The sequence below is a fragment of the Marivirga atlantica genome (assembly GCF_016734805.1).
Lineage (GTDB): Bacteria > Bacteroidota > Bacteroidia > Cytophagales > Cyclobacteriaceae > Marivirga > Marivirga atlantica.
Map to the genome: position 1 here is coordinate 1,255,179 of NZ_JAERQG010000001.1, position 16,519 is coordinate 1,271,697.

Sequence of the window (16,519 nt, forward strand, 5' to 3'; positions counted from 1 at the left end):
AATAAAGTCTTTCAGGCAATTGCTGCTGCCAAACAATTTTCAGGGATATCAAATACTTCTGTTAAGGCCACCGCATCTTTTCTTAACTCCCAGCTCAGCTGATTTACCATTTTTCTTATAGCCTTTGTCTTTACGCCCTCCATATAGCCATCTTCTAAATACCAACCTTTATTTTTTTCTATCACTGAAAGAGCAAATAAGCTAGCAAGTTTATCTAAAGTTGGCTTTAAAGATTCATCTTCTACATTCTTGATGGCTTCATGAAATTGCTCTAAAACAATTCTTTCAATATAGGCGATGCCAACATTCACCAAATGATGTCCACTTACATTGAAGGCATCGAAGGAATCCATGCCGTCATCAATCAATCTTTTTAGTCTTTGAGCTGCAGCGCTCAAAATGTGCTCTTCTCTGTAGCGGAAGGCACTTTCGTGAAATTCCAAATCAAGTAGATGTTCATCATCCGTGCGTCTTACAGCAATAGGATTTTTCTCTATCAGGTTAACCTTTGCGCTATTGGTGAGGTAGTTAAACACAGTAATGAAATCCATATCGCCAAATTCCTGTTTGAATTCGGTGAGCCTGTTTTTGGCTACCAGTTGCATTAGCACAGTATTATCGCCTTCAAAAGTGGTGTAGATGTCCGTATCAGCTTTTAGTGCTGGTATAGCATTTTCCCACAGGTAACCTTTGCCGCCAGTCGCTTCTCTACACTCCTGTAAAGTAGCAGTGGTAAACCAGGTAGTATAAGCTTTAAGTCCTGCTGCGAGTGCTTCTATTTCGCGGGCATCATCCTCAGTTTTATTGAGGAAGCGTTTGGTTAAATATTGCAAGCTGAAGTGAAGCGCATAGCTTGTTGCCAAAGGGGGCAATAGCCTCCTTTGATGCATGCGGTAATTGAGGATAGGTACTTCTTCTCCATTTTTTGGTCCGAATTGCTTACGCTGATCACTGTATCTAATGGCTATAGTCAAGCCTTTTTTTGCAGCTGCTAGTGCGGACCGTGGAATACCAATACGGCCACCTACCAGCGTACCTAGCATGGTAAAAAACCGTCTGTTATCACTGGAGATAGAGCTAAAAAATTCACCATGGTCATCTATTCCTGAAAATTTATCCAGCATGTCATCCACTGGTATCGCCACATTATCGAACCAGATTTTACCGTTATCAACACCATTGAGTCCCATTTTTCTGCCACAGTCTTCTATGCGAACACCATCTATCAGGTTTCCTTCTGAAGTTCTGAGCGGCACTACAAAAGCGCTAACGCCATAATCTACTTCATCTATAATGAGCTTGGCGAAAACTGTAGCCTTTTGTCCGTGCATGGCTGCATTGCCAATATATTCTTTGCAAGCCTTCTCATGAGGCGTATTGATGGTTATGGTTTTATCTGCTTTACTGTAGGTAGCGGTAGTTTCAAGGCCCTTCACATTACTACCATGGTTGGTTTCCGTCATTGCAAAACAGCCAGGTAGTTTCAAGCTCCCAATATCGGTTAGGTATTTCTGATGATGCTTTTCTGAGCCCAAAAAGAATACGCTCATTCCCCACAGGCCAAATTGAACGCCAAATTTGATTACAAGGCTCAAGTCATGATAGCTCAAGGTTTCCATGATGGTGAAGTAGCCTTCCATATCACCTTTACCTCCGTACTCCTTCGGGAATGCCCAACTTCCAAAACCATTTTCTGCCAAAGTTTTGCACAAGGCGTAAACCTGTTCCCGCTCTGTTTGAAGATCGCCTTTATCAGGATATTTAAAAGAAGGATCGCTGATAACAGCCTTTACTTTTTGGATGGTTTCACCTTGTGTGCCTTCCAATAGTTGTGTCAGCTTTTTTACCGGAAAGTCGGACTCTGTCTGTAGTTGAGATGTAACCGTATCATGCTTTTTCTGAAAAATGTAATTGGTTTCTTTATGTAGTAGGCCGATTTTTTCTTCAGCTTCTTGAAAGCTTTCTAAGGTTTCAGGACTGATAGCGGCTTCATGCTCTTTGTCATGATGTTTCACCAACGCCTTACCCAAAGTGCTTAATGATTCTTCCTGAGTTTCGGCTGCTTCGAGTATTGTTTTTCTCCACTTTTTGAGTGTTTGCGGACTTGGCGGGTTTTCAGGATTTAAATATTGCTCTAAAAAATCCTGCTCTTCAGCATTAATCCATTTCTGACTTTTAATCAGCTCTTCAAGCAATTGCAGCTCTCGTTTAGAAAGCACTGAATCGGCCCAAAGCACATAAAGCATTGGTAGGAAAAGATAAAGCTTGGGATTATTCTCAAAATAAGTGGAGTTGACCATAGGTATAAGGTTTTAAAACCAAATAACTATGCAAGGCCTATTTTGATTAAAGAAATATAATTTTTCGGTAAGGTAAATCCTTTATTTACCTCTGTGCTTTATCTGCAAGCCAAGCATGAAGTTCCTTAAAAACTGGTCCATGAATGGCCGATATTGTGGTTGCTTGGGGTTCCGAAGAAAGGCGGTAATTTCCGTATTGCTTACCTTTAAATCAGTCAATTCAAAAAGCTCAACTATGTCTTCCGTTTTGAGCGTAAGTGCGATTTTGAGCTTTTTAAGGATAAGATTGTTATTCAACGTTTTTTCGATAGGGGGTTGCACGCCTTCTTTTTTACCTCTTTTCAGGTTGATAAAACCATTGAGGAAGGCAGCCAGCTGATTATCGTGCATTTCTTTATAATCGGCATCGGTTTCAGGCTTGAGCCAATCTGAAATGAGAGAACGAGTTACTTTTACATCTGCCTGCTCATAGATATCAATCATTTGCTCATCTGAAAAATCGAATGTGTATCTAAGTCTGCGGAGGATGTCGTTATTGCTTAATGCTGCCATAGGCTGGCAAATTTAAGGGATTTTAAATATTATTTAAAACAAGTCGAAACGGACATAACCTGTTAAGTAAAAATAGCTTAAGGAGCAAAACCAAAGATGCCTGTATTATTGGCGATAAATTTTTCGACTAAAGATGTGAAAATTAAGATATAGAATTGTAATAATCTATTATATTCACAATTCTGAGTACAACCGCCAAAGCCTTTTTAATTGTTTTTTAGCTATAAATCTCCCCTTAGTTCTAGTATAATAACAAGATTACTAACATATGAATAGTAGACTAGAAGAGGTAAACTCATATGAACTTTTTGATACCGCTTCCGAAAAAGACTTAGATGATATAACAGAGCTAGCTTCCATTATTTGTGGAACTCCTATATCACTGATCACCATACTCGATGAAAAGCGACAATGGTTTAAATCCAATAAAGGACTTACAGTGAATGAAACCAAGGTAGAAGACTCTTTTTGTAAACACACCTTGCATAAGCCAAATGAAGTACTTGTTGTAAACGATGCTCTAAAAGATGAACGTTTTGCAGATAATAAATTGGTTTTAGATGACCCTAATATTCGCTTTTATGCAGGAGCACCTCTTGTAAGCAAGAATAACCATGTACTGGGTACTTTATGTATAATTGATAGGAAGCCGAGGGAAATCACCGAAGACCAGAAACGTGCACTTCAAATTCTGGCAAAAAAGGCAATTGATAGAATAGAAGCTCGTAAAGTAATTAAGAACCTAAACAGATCTTTAGACTTTAATTCTAGCAGATTAGTTAAACTAACTGAAAACTTACCTGTAGGTTTATTTGAAATGATAGTATCTGAATCAGGAGCCTTTAAATTTACTTATCTGAGTCAGGGCATGAAAAAACTACACCCTACTGTTAATTTAGAAGAATGGTTAAAGGATGCAACTATTGGCTTTTCTTTGATGCATACTGATGATGTAGAGGACTTGAGAAATGCCGTTTTGGAATCAGCAAATAAGGGAACGCCTCTTTATCACGAATATAGGGTAAAGCATGAGGCAGCTTATAAGTGGCATGCCGTAAGTGGAAGCCCTTCTAAAAATGAGCATGGTGAGTCAATTTTACACGGTTCATTTATTGATGTTAGCCAACACTATGAACATTCATCTGCCCTTGAGCAAATATGCTTTGATATTTCTCATGTTTTACGTAGGCCAGTTACCTCTATGTTAGGGCTTATGAATTTAATTGAAAACGATCGAGACCTTTCTGAAGATAAATTTAGAAACTATTTGAGTTACATGAGAGAAATAACAAATCAAATGGAGGAGTTCACTCGTAACCTAAATAAAATTTATACCAAGAAAAAACAAAGGCAAAAGATGAATAATCCCAATGGTTAATAATAAGAGAGTCGAAAGAATGAATATCAAATTGAAATACCCAAACCAGAATGAGTGTACTCCTATAAAAAATTGAATAAGGTGTAATAAACTTACTGATCATGACACTAACCCAATAAAAGGCAACTAAAAAATATGACTATGAAAAAAATACAGACTTTAAACGCATTGCTTTGGGCTATACTATTATTGGTAGTTACGTACTTATTCAGAGATCATGAGTATGCAAAGTTCACAGGTATGATCTTTATTTTGGGTTATACTGCTTCTGATTTATTCCTTCGCAGAGCATTTGAGCAAAAAGCTGAGAAGCGTTAAATATATTATCATAAAAAATGATTAAGCTCAGGCCAGCCACTATAAATGATTTGGACTTACTCCAATATTGGGATACCCAGCAGCATGTAATTGATTGCGACCCTGATGACGACTGGATGTGGGAAGAAGAACTCAAAAGAAACCCTGAATGGCGTGAGCAGCTGATAGCTGAGTTGGATGGCAAAGCTATCGGCTTTGTTCAAATCATTGATCCTTACCTGGAAGATAGCCACTATTGGGGAAAGGTGCCACCTAACAAACGTGCTATTGATATTTGGATAGGTGAAGCAGACTGCCTCAATAAAGGCTATGGCAGCCAAATGATGCAACTGGCTATTGAAAAATGTTTCAGTGACCCTGCTATAACAAGCATTCTTATTGATCCACTAAAAAGCAACACCAAAGCCCACCAATTTTATGAGCGCCTTGGCTTTCAATTTGTGGAGGAAAGAACTTTTGATACCAGTATTTGCTATGTTTATGAATTAAGCAGAGAACAAGCAAGCATTAAAAAGTAACAAGAGGCCAATTTTCTATTCTTAATAATCAATAAAAAATTATCTTTAAGCTACTTATTGAATTAATGCGTAAATGATGGAAAATAGCTTACTGGCTGAAATGACTGATGAGCAGCTACTGCTTGAAAAGAAGAAAATGCAGAAATCAAAGATGCTCAATGCCCTGGTCATTGGCTTTCTGGGAGGTGTTGTAGGTGTGGGACTTGTGGCTGCCTTTAAGTCTAAGAATTTTGTAATTATCATACCTATGTTATTCCCTATATACTTCATGTATAAAATGCTGACTAAGCCTAACAAACATGCAGAGTTGGAAGCCTTATTGAAAGAGCGAGGGCTTTGACTGATAATATTAATGTTATTAAATCAGTTTTTGGCAACAGAATTTTAAGTAATTTTTCAGTTTATTATTAGTAAAGCATGAAGTCTGAAACTCATCATGAATCAACATGATACATAAAATTTCAATTTTATTAGGATTAATTATATTGGTTTCTTGCAGTAAACAGACTCAAGAAAAAACTGACAGAGAGAAGCCAAAGGTTGCTTTGGAAAAGAAAACCTTAACCAAAGAGAGTCCAGCAAATGTAGAGGGTACTAAAAAGCTTAAGCCTGTTCCCAAATCTGAACTGTCAGATTGTGATAAGTATTGGAGGAGGCGATTTCCAAAGGATTCTGTGAAGGTTAATTATATCAATCAAGTACTATCAAGAGCTGAACTTTCCGAAAATAATAGGGATCTTTTGAGTGCATTAAAGAATGACGAGAAGCAAAGTCTAGCATTCAAGGAAGTGCTTTCCCCAATTTTTAGAGTGACTGATTCGGCAATTGGTATTTTAACTTATCCGAAATACAAACGTGTTGATAACAGGCAAATTCCCGTTTCACAAGAAATGGACTTAATCAATAAGGTTGATACTTCATCAGAATTTTCAATTGAGGATTTAGGTAAATTAAAGTTCTATCCAATGGTGTTAGATTCTATGTATAAGTCTACTTCTAAGCCAACAATTAATTACTATAAAATTAATGGCACTGGCACTACTAAAATAACAGAGTTGGGTTCCTACTTTGATGAATGCCTTGAGTTTTACTTATACTCACTTGACACAACTTCTATTTCTAAAAGTGACAAGATTCTATTCAGCAGTCCTTTAAAACTAGATTTAATTTTCGAAAGTAATCCTACAGTTGATTCAATAATAAGAAGTGATTATAAAAAGGAATGTCTTGATTGCCCAAATAGTAATCAGTATCAAAAAACCTTCGCCAGAATTGAAGGATCAGATAATTTATTCTTTGTATATGCTGATACATTTCCAATTAATGATGAATTAGATACACCTTCTAGAGCATTGGTATACAGAAATAAGGAAAATGAAATTATCTATTTATGGTATGAAGAAATTGACTTTTTCGGATGTAGTTGTCTTTAAGTAAAAAAGTTAATCGTATAGCTATAAGTCAGCAATGCAATAAATAGAACTTTGAATCTTATCAAAATGAAAAATCGAATTATAATACTTTCCGCGTTTGTAGTTATAGTCAGTTGTAGTAGTCCCAAGCCAAAAATCAATCGCCAAACAACTATTGATAGTGTGGCTATTGTTGACGATAGAATGCAGGATTCTACAAAGATTCTAGTTTCAGATTTACCTATTCGATTTGACAGCACAGATGTGTTACTTCATACTGTAGGACTGGTTGAATTCAAGCGAAGAGGAAAGTACAGTAAATACTCTTCGACTTCCTATAGTAGTTCAGATATTGCCTCTAATTATTTTAAGTCAGACAATTTTAGAGGAGACTTCATCAATATTATTTTTGAAGACAGTTCAGGAAGAAGACTTTTAACGAAAAATAAAATTACTATAAAGGGAGGTGTTTTTTTAAGACAACTCTATGATTTAACTAAGCAGGCTTATCTACTTTATGTTGTCTATGATAGAGATACTAATGGTGATTCCAAATTGAATAGTGAGGATATTGAATCACTCTACATAAGTAAATTGAATGGAACAGAATTAACCAAGATTACACCAGAACTACATGAGTTTTATGATTACCGAATGCTAAAAGGAGATAATGGACTTTATTATAGAACTTTAGAAGATGTAAATGAAGATGGTGAATTAACTACGCAAGATAGATTTCATTACTTTTATCTCGAATTTAGAAAAGAAGGCTACTCAAAGAAAGAATATTATCCATTGGATATAATCAAAGATTTACATGATCAAATACATCCTTAGCCTATTTTTTTATTCCTTTTCTTAACAGTTGATTCAGAGCAAAAAGTGGCCATTACCATTGATGATGTGCCCAATACTTGCTTATAATAAGGAACTCGTTAATTTTAAATTATGATGTCTAAATCAACGGAGTATCTATTCACGCTTATTCTTTTAATACTCTCTGCCTGTTCTAGTAGTCAAAGTAATTATGAAAAACTAAATCAAAGGGAAAAGCTGTTGGTCGGCAATTGGATGAGGGTGATAGATAATGGACAAGTTCAAGGCTGGTATTTGGAGTTTCACGAAGACCGATCTGGTATTTTTGGTCCTGTTATGCAAGCCGATGGAAAGGATGTGATATTGCCTTATATGTCACTCTTGATGAAATCGTGGAAGCTAGTGAATGATACTTTAGTTATCGAGTCAAAAATCGATCCTAATTATGTAGTACATGGGTCTGATGGCAAAGAGATAAAGCAAAATGACAAACCGAGCTATGTTACATATCTGGTTTCAGAATTATCAGATACGATTATGGTGTTAGAAGATTTAACTACAGGAGTTTCACTCAAGAAAAAGCAATTCAGCAAGACAGAAAAATTAACAAATTAAATTTATTAATATACCTATTTTGAGTGAGTTTACAAATCAATCCACTATCAAATCATATGAAAAAAAACTTAACTTAACGACATTGAACTCGCGCCAGCAAAGATCATCGGTTAAAATAGCACGAGCTACAAGCTCGCGCTAGCGAAGCCTGACAACTCTAAACTTCCTTCTCCACCCTTCTTATTTCCTAAAATTCACATAGTTTTGCCTCTTAAACTCTATAAATATTATGGCCTCAGGATTTTTTGCCTTATTCGATGACATCGCAACGCTTATGGATGATGTAGCAGCCATGAGCAAAAGTACCACTCAAAAAACAGCAGGCCTCCTGGCCGATGATTTGGCTGTAAATGCAGAAAAAGCTTCAGGTTTTGTGGCAGCCAGAGAGCTACCCGTGTTATGGGAAATTAGCAAAGGCTCATTACTGAATAAACTGATTATACTGCCAGTAGCTTTTCTGTTAAGTGCTTATCTGCCTGTAGTGATTACCCCCATCCTTTTAATTGGTGGTACTTATTTAGCTTTTGAAGGCGTAGAGAAAATCTATGGGTATTTCTTTCATAAAGGAGAGAAAAAGCAGAATGACCTGGATACTAAGCTTTCAAAAAAGGAAATACTGGCTCGCGAAAAGGCCAAAATTAAATCCGCCATTTTAGTTGATTTTATCCTTTCTATAGAAATTATCATGATTGCCTTGGGTAATGTGGTGGAAGAAGAAATTCTCCTGCAAATTATAGTGGTAACGATTATAGCTGTACTGGCAACAATAGGTGTTTATGGGGTAGTGGCACTACTGGTAAGAATGGATGATTTAGGTTATAAACTGATAGCCAGGAGTGATTCAAAAGAAAGCTTTATGGCTAAGCTGGGAGCTGGACTTATTAAATTATTGCCTTGGTTAATCAGAGCACTCACGGTGTTGGGTACTGTTGCCATGTTATTAGTTGGGGGTGGACTTTACGTACACAACATTCATTATTTACATGAGCTTTTGCATGCTTTGCCTTCTATGCTGGCTGAGCTACTTGTTGGTTTAGTAGTTGGCATAATCGCCCTGCTCATTTTTAAATTGTTTAAACTGGTGAAAGGGGCTGTTAATAATAAAGATTAATATTAGAAAGAGGGGAAACACTTAGCTTCAATAAAGTTGAGAAAAATGAAATATTTTGAGTTAATCATAGTTTTTAACTTAAAAAGAAATGAAAGTTTCTAATTACTTAATCCCCCTATTATTTTTTTCTCTTTTGATAAGTTCATGTAAGAATTCAACCGATGATTTCAATCAAGGAAGTGAAATTGAAGGTAGCTGGCATTTGGTTGAATATATGCCCAATGTCTTTTTTCAAGATGATCAACTAACTTTTGATAGAGGTGAAATTGTATGGCATTTTAATACAGAGGAAAAAGTATTATTTATTGAAATGGCTGCCGGTGTTGATTTTAATGTAATTGAAAAGGGAATTCATACCTACGAATTTGGTGATAATGGATGTAATTATGACGATAACAAGTTTATCAAAGTTGAATCGAACGGACTAGGAGTTTTAATTAAAGATGATATCCCTAAGGGGATTTTAACAATAAGCAATGCCTGTGTGGATGGTCATATCTTAAAATTCGAAAGATAAACTGCTGCTATTTCAATCGCTTCATTAAAACAGCTGCTCTTTTAGCCTGAACAGCTAATTTACTCAGATCACCAGTTTCGTTGATGGTATGGTCATCAGCACCGCTTAGACCCATACCGTCTATGGCCATATCTACCAAGCCAGCTGTGAAGCTTACATCTGCAGCACCGGCATTACGAGGATTTACAGCTTCCACTGTGCCAAAACCTAAATCCTCACTTACTTCATTATATAAACTTAATAATCGGTGATTGCCCTTTGTGGAGGCTAGTGGAGGATAGCCACCAGCTTTGAAAGTTAACTCGGCAGAAGTACCAGGATAGTTTTCATTTACAATTTGCTCCATTTTAGCTTTAGCCATTGCTAATTGTTCTTTGCTTACAGCTCTAATATCGCCCTGAACTGTTACTTCTTGTGCTACCACATTGGTTTTACCAAATGCGGTGCCTGAGTTGGTATTTGCGTCAAAAGTAGTCTGTGTACCACCCACTATTACTCCGGGATTGAAAGTTAGATTTTCTTCTTTGCTTAATTCCTGATAGAAGCTGTCGAGAATGCGAGAAGCCTCATAAATAGCACCAACACCTACTTTATCAGTAAACACTTGTGAGCTATGGGCGGCATTTCCTTTGACTTTTAATGACCAGCTAGATGAACCTCTACGAGCCACTACAATCGTTTTTGGATCACCATCTGCATTTTCAAAAGCAAGGGCAATGTCAGCCCATTCGGCTGCATCAGTTAATGCTTTTTTAGAGGCTTCTATTGGGCTTCCACTTTTTTCTTCATCACCTGTCATCACTACTTTAATTTGCATCTGGTCAAGTAGCTTTGCTTTTTTTAAGGCTTTAAGTGCCATGAGAATAATCACATCGCCACCTTTCATATCTGCTACTCCCGGACCTTTCATAATGCTATCGTTAAGCATTTCATAGCTTTGAAAAGGACTGTCTGGCTCGAATACGGTATCTAAATGACCAATTAATAAAAGCTTTGGACCTTTATTGCCTTTGGTTTCAGCGATTAGATGACCTGCCCTGTTCCATGAGGCACCATCCTTCCAGGTGGCATCCATATTGAGTTTTTCAAATTCGCTTTTAAGTCGCATGCCTACGGATTTTACACCCTCGAAATTCATGGTGCCGCTGTTCATGTTTACTAGCTCTTTCAGCAAATCAGTATAATAAGCTGTATGTTTATCTACAGACTGCACCAGTTTACGCTCAGTCTTATCTTTTTGTGCAAAAGATGAAGTTATGAGGAATAAGGTAAGAACGATTGAAAGAAAAAATCTGAACATGAATTAAAGGTTTATTGGTCTGTTCAAATTAATAAAATTTGAGAGGTTTTGTTTAAAGTGGATCTATACAATAGTGGATAATCTTTTTCCAACCCGTCATTCCCGAGAAATCGGGAATCTGTTCCAGAAAGTGTGCTTGCTAAATGGCTCTTATATTTAGATAAATTTGACTCTTCAGTATTTCACTGCTCATAACTTTGAGAAGAGGAGTCTAATGTACACTTGTTTTGGCAAGCCTGTCATAAATAGTTCTTTCACCTTTACTAAAAAACAAGCTTATAAAATATCCGAAGACTAGAATTTGTGGTAAAACCATTAAAGCCCAAACCCAGAATGGAATTTGCAAACCCTTGTTTTCATAATAAAACAACCAATGAATGCCAGTATGCGCGAGCTCCCAGGGAAGAAATTTTAGGAAGTTTCTAATAAAGATGGAGCTTTCATTGGTAGAAGTTCGAAGTTTAATTTTAAGGATTCTTTTCCCCAGTGTGGCTTTATGTCTTCCTTTCTCAGTAAGATATACATACAGAAATGCTGGTATTGTTAAACTTATTAGACCAGTTAATTGGCCTTCAATAGGGCCTAGAACAGGTATACTCATATTTGAGAAAGTGGCCCATAAAATAAACGCATAACTGCCAATAATTAGGTAATCAATGAATGTGGCGATAGCTCTTTTGATTATTAACAAAATCATAGTTTTATGGATTTGGTTGGTAGTTGGCAGGTAACATTAAAGCCATTTTCTTATTGGCTATTGTACCTGAAAACAGGATTTCATTGAAATTGGTGTGAATTCCATTCGTGTCTATCAAAAAGTTATTAGTATAAAAACTGACAGCTGATTGCTCCTTTTTATTATAAAGGATGCTCAGACGAGCTACAAAATTTTTCGGATTGAAACCTCTTTCTTGTTGCTCTACGGTCACACTGGTCATCTGGTTAGCATTTTCTAAACTTAGAAATCGCTCCGGTTCAACAGGGAAACTTTTAAAATAAAGCTGGTAGCCATTTTCTTTTAGTTTATTTGCTTTAAGTGCCCTGAAAAAGGAAATAGTAGAATTCTCAAATGCTTTATTTCTTCTTTTCAGAAGCTTTTTGTTGCTTTCTTTTTCTATAAATTGTGCGGTACCTGAATAAGTGTTAGATCTGATCTCATTGACATTTAGTGTGAAACTGTAGTAGATACTCTGAAACTGAACGAGATCATAATTTACTTCATAACCTAAATAGTTATTCATTATGTGAAGTGGTTTGGAGGCAGTAGCTGAGAATGACAAGGTTCTAGGATTATACTTAAAACGGATATCCTCTTCGTTGAGAATCACACATTTCTTCTGTAAAGATTTATCACCAATAAACTGCTCTTTAAAGGCTTTCATCATTTGCTCACGAGTAAATGGATTATTAAAAACCACTACCTCATTCATAACTGATACATCTTCTTTTAAGATAATATTATAGTTTGTATCTGCCCTTGGTTGTTCTATATATGCTTTTTTGTAACCTAAGAAGCTTATTACCATCAGGGCATTGAGGTTGTTCTTATATTCGAAGGAAAACTCACCTTCTGTGTTAGTAGCGTCTCCTATTGTGGTACCATCAATATAAACTGTGGCTCCAACGAGTGCTTCACCTTCCTCAGTTGAAACTTTACCTTTAATAAACTGAGCTGATAAATTAATGCTACAACTAAAAAATAATATTAGGAGTAAATGATTCTTCATGCTTAATGATTTGAGTTTACAATTCACCAAAGTTAATTAGCTCATCGGAGTGGATTAATAATCAAATTTATGCCTTAAAAGCTCCAGGCTAAAATTCGACTTTTTTTGTTTCCCTGAGCCATATCTAATACTCGAAATCTTTTAACTTCTTGCTTCTGTAACACCTTTTTAAGTTTGTGTAGATTATCTTCTTTCGAGATTAAACAGCTAAACCATAATACTTGATCGCCAAAAGCTTTACTTTCTCGTATGTAGTTTTTTACGAACTGAATTTCTCCTCCCGGATACCATAACTCATTGCTTTGGCCACCGAAGTTTAATTCAACCTTTGCAGTTACCTTGCCCTTTAAATTCTTCAGTTTTCGTTTTGTGCCAGCTTCAGCCTCTTTTGCCGAAGCATGAAAAGGTGGATTACACATTGTGAGGTGATAATACTCATCAGGCCTGATAATTCCATTCAAAATGGATTGCTTGTCCTTTTGTAGACGAATACCAATTTTCCTGGCAATAGCTGTATTATTGGTAACATTCTTTCGAGCAGCTTCAACAGAGTCTTTAGCTATTTCGCTGCCTACAAAATGCCACCCGAAAAGACTAGCGCCAATTAAAGGATAAATGCAATTGGCGCCTGTTCCAATATCTAATACCGTTGTTTGCTCGGTTGTGCCTGCTGGCGTAGCATCTAGTAAATCTTTTAGATACAAGAGGTGATCGGCTCGTCCTGGTATAGGAGGACAAAGGTTGTTATTTGGGATATCCCAGTATTGTAGCTCATAATGATGCAACAGTAATGCTTTATTCAATTCCTTTACAGCTTCAGGATCGAAGAAATTAATAGTCTCCTGACCATGTTCATTTACAAAAAGGTGCTGTTTTAAAGCAGGGTTAGCCTTTGTAAGAGGAGGGAAGCTATACCTGCCGTGATGTTTGCTTTGAGGATGTAAACTACCTTTTTTTGCCATTTTATCAGCATTTATTTCATGCCTTGATTACAAGGTATTAGAAATAATGCAATTGATATAAACTGATGTGAATAAAAAAGCTCGATAGAAGTCTATCGAGCTTTTAAGCTTATAATTTTAGAAAGGTTATTTTCCGCTTTCCATGGATTCGCCTTCTACTGGCTCACCTTTGGCGTTAAGTTTTACAATTTCATATCCTAATTTTCTCAGACCTTCTATATTTGAAGCTTCATCACCAACTACAACAATCACCATTTGGTCTGTTTTCAGTCTGTCTTTGGCAATCTGATCAAGTTCTTTCTTAGTAATTTTGTTTAGAATCTTCATCTGCTCTTTCACATAATCTTCATCTAAATCATAATGTACAATTCTACGCAGGAAACCGGCTTTTTGTCTTGGCGTTTCATAGTTTAAAGCATCTTGCTGACCAATAGATTTCTTCATGAAATCCACCTCTGCAGGTGTTACACCATTTTCCCTGTAATCGGTAATTACGGTCATGAACTCATATACAGAGCTATCTGTAGCATCGGCTTTCACACCAGCGCTGGCAGTAAATGGTCCCGGATTTTCACCTGTCTCAAAGTAAGAACGGGCACCATAGGTCCATCCTTTTTCTTCTCTTAGCTTTAAATTGATACGACTATTAAAAGCACCACCTAAATTGTAGTTCATCAAGTATGCTTTGTAAGTCTCTCCTGTTGGGTCATAGGTCATATCTGTCAAATAACCTATTCTTATTTGTGACTGTGCAGCATCTTTTTTATCAACCAAATAAATCTTTGTTTTATCTGTATCAGCCTCAAATGTTAATGAAGGCATTTTGACATCTGGACCTGTCCATGATTTTAAGAACGAAAGTTTAGGTAGAATGTCCTCTTTTGAGACATCACCTACAACTACTAATTCGCCAACTTTTGGTGAATAATATTTTTTATAGAAGCTCTTTACGTCATCTAAAGTGATATTCTCAACCGTTTCGGCAAGTCCGGAAGACGGCACCGAGAAGATATGGTTGTCGCCATAAATTAATTTATCATAAACAAAACTCGCTATGGAAGAAGGATCTGTTTCATTAGATTTTATTCCTTCGATTGTTTGCTTTTGATTTCTTGCAAAATCGGCAGAATCAAATCTAGGATTCATTAGAGCATCTTCTGCTAACTCCAATGTTCTGTCCAGATTTTTAACCAATGTATTGATAGATAACACTGTTGAGTTTTGTCCGGCATAGAATGAAACTGAGCTTCCTATTTTTCTCAGCTCTTCCTGAAATTCCTCAGAGCTTAGTGAAGTGGTTCCTTCGTTCATCATACTTGCAGTTAAGCTTGCAAGTCCTGATTTAGTAGGATCATTAGCATCTAACTGGTGACCTCCATTTAAAGTCAGCTGAATAGCAACAGTAGGTATTTCATTACTTTCCGTTCCTATGATTTTCATACCGTTGCTCCATTTTTCATTCCAAATTGTAGGTACTTTTACCAATGGGCTCTGACCTGGAACAGGCTTCTTACTTCTATCGTACTTACCATCATCAGGTCTGTTATAGCTTAAGCCTGAGTAATCAGTTGTAGGGAAAGGATTTTCGCCTTCAGTTTTAGGCTCATAATTATCAGGAGCGGCAGGTTCTACCTGATCATTAGGAAGCACGCTTTGAATAACCGCTGGCTTACCTTTAATGTATTTGTTAAATACTCTGATAACATCCTCTTTAGTTACAGCTAAATATCTGTCTAAATCTTTTTGGATGTAATTCGGATCATTTCTAAAGGTTTCATAAGAAGCTAGCTGACTTACTTTACCACTTACGCTGGCTAAACCATTTATAGTGTTAGACTCATAATTGGCCTTGAACTTCTCGATATCCGCATCAGTTACGCCATTTTCCTCAAAATCCTTAAGGATTTCCCTAACCTCATTTTCAAAATCTGCTAATTTCTGTCCAGGGAAGGGAAGTGTAAACATGGTGAACTCACCCGCTAGCTCACTAGTTGGGTGGAATGTACTGGCCTGAATAGCCTTTTGTGTTAATACAAATTTCTTGTAGAAATAAGAGCTTTTTCCTGCGCCTAGAATTTCAGATAAGCAATCTAAAGCAGCTTCGTCTTCATGAAAACGAGGCACTGTTGGGTAAGTAAATAATAATAAAGGAAATCTGATATTACTATCCACATAGCTCACATATCTGTCTTCATCTATAGTTACTGGCTTTAAGGCCATTGGATCAACTTCCGGACCTGAAGGAATACTTCCAAAGTACTTCTCAACCTTTTTGATAACTTCTTCTGGGTCTACATCTCCTCCTACAGTTAATGTAGCATTATTTGGACCGTACCACCTTAAAAAGAATTTCTTTAAATCTGTCACGTCAACTCTATCCAGATCTTCTAATTTACCGATGGTAAGCCATGAATAAGGATGTCCGTAAGGATAAAGAGATGCAGCGTTCACCTCTCTGAATAAACCGTAAGGTCTGTTGTTGTAATTCTGACCCTTTTCATTTTTAACAGTAGCGCGTTGAACTTCAAATTTCTCTTGCGTTACAGCTGGTAATAAGAAACCCATTCTGTCAGCTTCTAACCATAACATGCGGTCAAGTTGGTTGCTTGGTACCGTTTCAAAATAGTTTGTTCTGTCTCTGTTCGTAGTTCCGTTTAATCTACCACCTGATTCCGTTACCAATTTAAAATGTTCTTCATCAGCTACATTCTCAGAGCCTTGAAACATCATATGCTCAAAGAAGTGTGCGAACCCGGATTTGTTGAGTTCTTCTCTTGCAGAACCCACATGATAAGTTACATCTACATGAACAACCGGATCGGAATGGTCTTCATGAATTATCAGGGTTAGGCCATTGTCTAGCTCATACTTTTCGTAGGGGATTACGATTTTGCCCTCTACCTGAGGTACCTTCTCTATCAGCTTAGTTTGGCTGAAAGCAGTTGTGCTTATAAAAGCAAACAACACAAATAGTATTTTCTTCATCTTTAAAA

At 36.7% G+C, this 16,519-nt stretch carries 16 protein-coding genes; 9 read left to right on the top strand and 7 right to left on the bottom strand.

Going from position 1 to position 16,519, the window contains the following annotated elements; genetic code table 11:
- Positions 1-11: 11 nt before the first annotated feature.
- Positions 12-2,300, bottom strand: a complete 2,289-nt coding sequence (locus JKP34_RS05695; RefSeq protein WP_201918582.1) for an acyl-CoA dehydrogenase family protein — start codon at positions 2,298-2,300, stop codon at positions 12-14.
- Positions 2,301-2,381: 81 nt separating this feature from the next.
- Positions 2,382-2,852, bottom strand: coding sequence for a YehS family protein (locus JKP34_RS05700; protein ID WP_201918583.1), 471 nt, complete (start codon positions 2,850-2,852; stop codon positions 2,382-2,384).
- A 268-nt stretch (positions 2,853-3,120) separates the two neighbouring features.
- Here JKP34_RS05700 and JKP34_RS05705 point away from each other — a divergent pair, with 268 nt between their 5' ends.
- From JKP34_RS05705 to JKP34_RS05745, 9 genes are all read left to right on the top strand, one after another.
- Positions 3,121-4,230, top strand: coding sequence for a GAF domain-containing protein (locus tag JKP34_RS05705; RefSeq protein ID WP_201918585.1), 1,110 nt, complete (start codon positions 3,121-3,123; stop codon positions 4,228-4,230).
- Positions 4,231-4,371: 141 nt separating this feature from the next.
- The gene (locus tag JKP34_RS05710; protein WP_201918588.1) at positions 4,372-4,548 is read left to right on the top strand and encodes a hypothetical protein; all 177 of its coding nucleotides are present in this window, start codon (positions 4,372-4,374) and stop codon (positions 4,546-4,548) included.
- A 17-nt stretch (positions 4,549-4,565) separates the two neighbouring features.
- A complete protein-coding gene (locus tag JKP34_RS05715) occupies positions 4,566-5,066 on the top strand; it encodes a GNAT family N-acetyltransferase (protein ID WP_201918590.1) in 501 nt (166 codons plus the stop codon).
- A 76-nt stretch (positions 5,067-5,142) separates the two neighbouring features.
- Positions 5,143-5,406, top strand: coding sequence for a hypothetical protein (locus tag JKP34_RS05720; RefSeq protein WP_201919335.1), 264 nt, complete (start codon positions 5,143-5,145; stop codon positions 5,404-5,406).
- Between the two features lie 106 nt (positions 5,407-5,512).
- Positions 5,513-6,499, top strand: a complete 987-nt coding sequence (locus JKP34_RS05725; RefSeq protein WP_201918592.1) for a hypothetical protein — start codon at positions 5,513-5,515, stop codon at positions 6,497-6,499.
- Between the two features lie 66 nt (positions 6,500-6,565).
- A complete protein-coding gene (locus JKP34_RS05730; protein WP_201918594.1) occupies positions 6,566-7,315 on the top strand; it encodes a hypothetical protein in 750 nt (249 codons plus the stop codon).
- A 111-nt stretch (positions 7,316-7,426) separates the two neighbouring features.
- Complete coding sequence (locus JKP34_RS05735) at positions 7,427-7,909, top strand: hypothetical protein (RefSeq protein ID WP_201918596.1); 483 nt, start codon at positions 7,427-7,429, stop codon at positions 7,907-7,909.
- A gap of 229 nt (positions 7,910-8,138) precedes the next feature.
- The gene (locus JKP34_RS05740) at positions 8,139-9,020 is read left to right on the top strand and encodes a DUF808 domain-containing protein (protein ID WP_201918598.1); all 882 of its coding nucleotides are present in this window, start codon (positions 8,139-8,141) and stop codon (positions 9,018-9,020) included.
- An 88-nt stretch (positions 9,021-9,108) separates the two neighbouring features.
- Positions 9,109-9,537, top strand: a complete 429-nt coding sequence (locus JKP34_RS05745) for a hypothetical protein (protein WP_201918600.1) — start codon at positions 9,109-9,111, stop codon at positions 9,535-9,537.
- Positions 9,538-9,544: 7 nt separating this feature from the next.
- Here the strand turns inward: JKP34_RS05745 and JKP34_RS05750 are convergent, their stop codons facing one another.
- From JKP34_RS05750 to JKP34_RS05770, 5 genes are all read right to left on the bottom strand, one after another.
- The gene (locus JKP34_RS05750; RefSeq protein WP_201918602.1) at positions 9,545-10,837 is read right to left on the bottom strand and encodes a M20/M25/M40 family metallo-hydrolase; all 1,293 of its coding nucleotides are present in this window, start codon (positions 10,835-10,837) and stop codon (positions 9,545-9,547) included.
- A 211-nt stretch (positions 10,838-11,048) separates the two neighbouring features.
- A complete protein-coding gene (locus tag JKP34_RS05755; RefSeq protein WP_201918604.1) occupies positions 11,049-11,534 on the bottom strand; it encodes an RDD family protein in 486 nt (161 codons plus the stop codon).
- 4 nt (positions 11,535-11,538) lie between these two features.
- Positions 11,539-12,564, bottom strand: coding sequence for a carboxypeptidase-like regulatory domain-containing protein (locus tag JKP34_RS05760; RefSeq protein ID WP_201918607.1), 1,026 nt, complete (start codon positions 12,562-12,564; stop codon positions 11,539-11,541).
- 74 nt (positions 12,565-12,638) lie between these two features.
- Entirely contained in the window at positions 12,639-13,526 is an 888-nt protein-coding gene (gene rlmF, locus JKP34_RS05765) for a 23S rRNA (adenine(1618)-N(6))-methyltransferase RlmF (protein ID WP_201918609.1), read from the bottom strand.
- A 126-nt stretch (positions 13,527-13,652) separates the two neighbouring features.
- Positions 13,653-16,511, bottom strand: a complete 2,859-nt coding sequence (locus JKP34_RS05770) for a M16 family metallopeptidase (protein WP_201918611.1) — start codon at positions 16,509-16,511, stop codon at positions 13,653-13,655.
- Positions 16,512-16,519 lie beyond the last annotated feature (8 nt).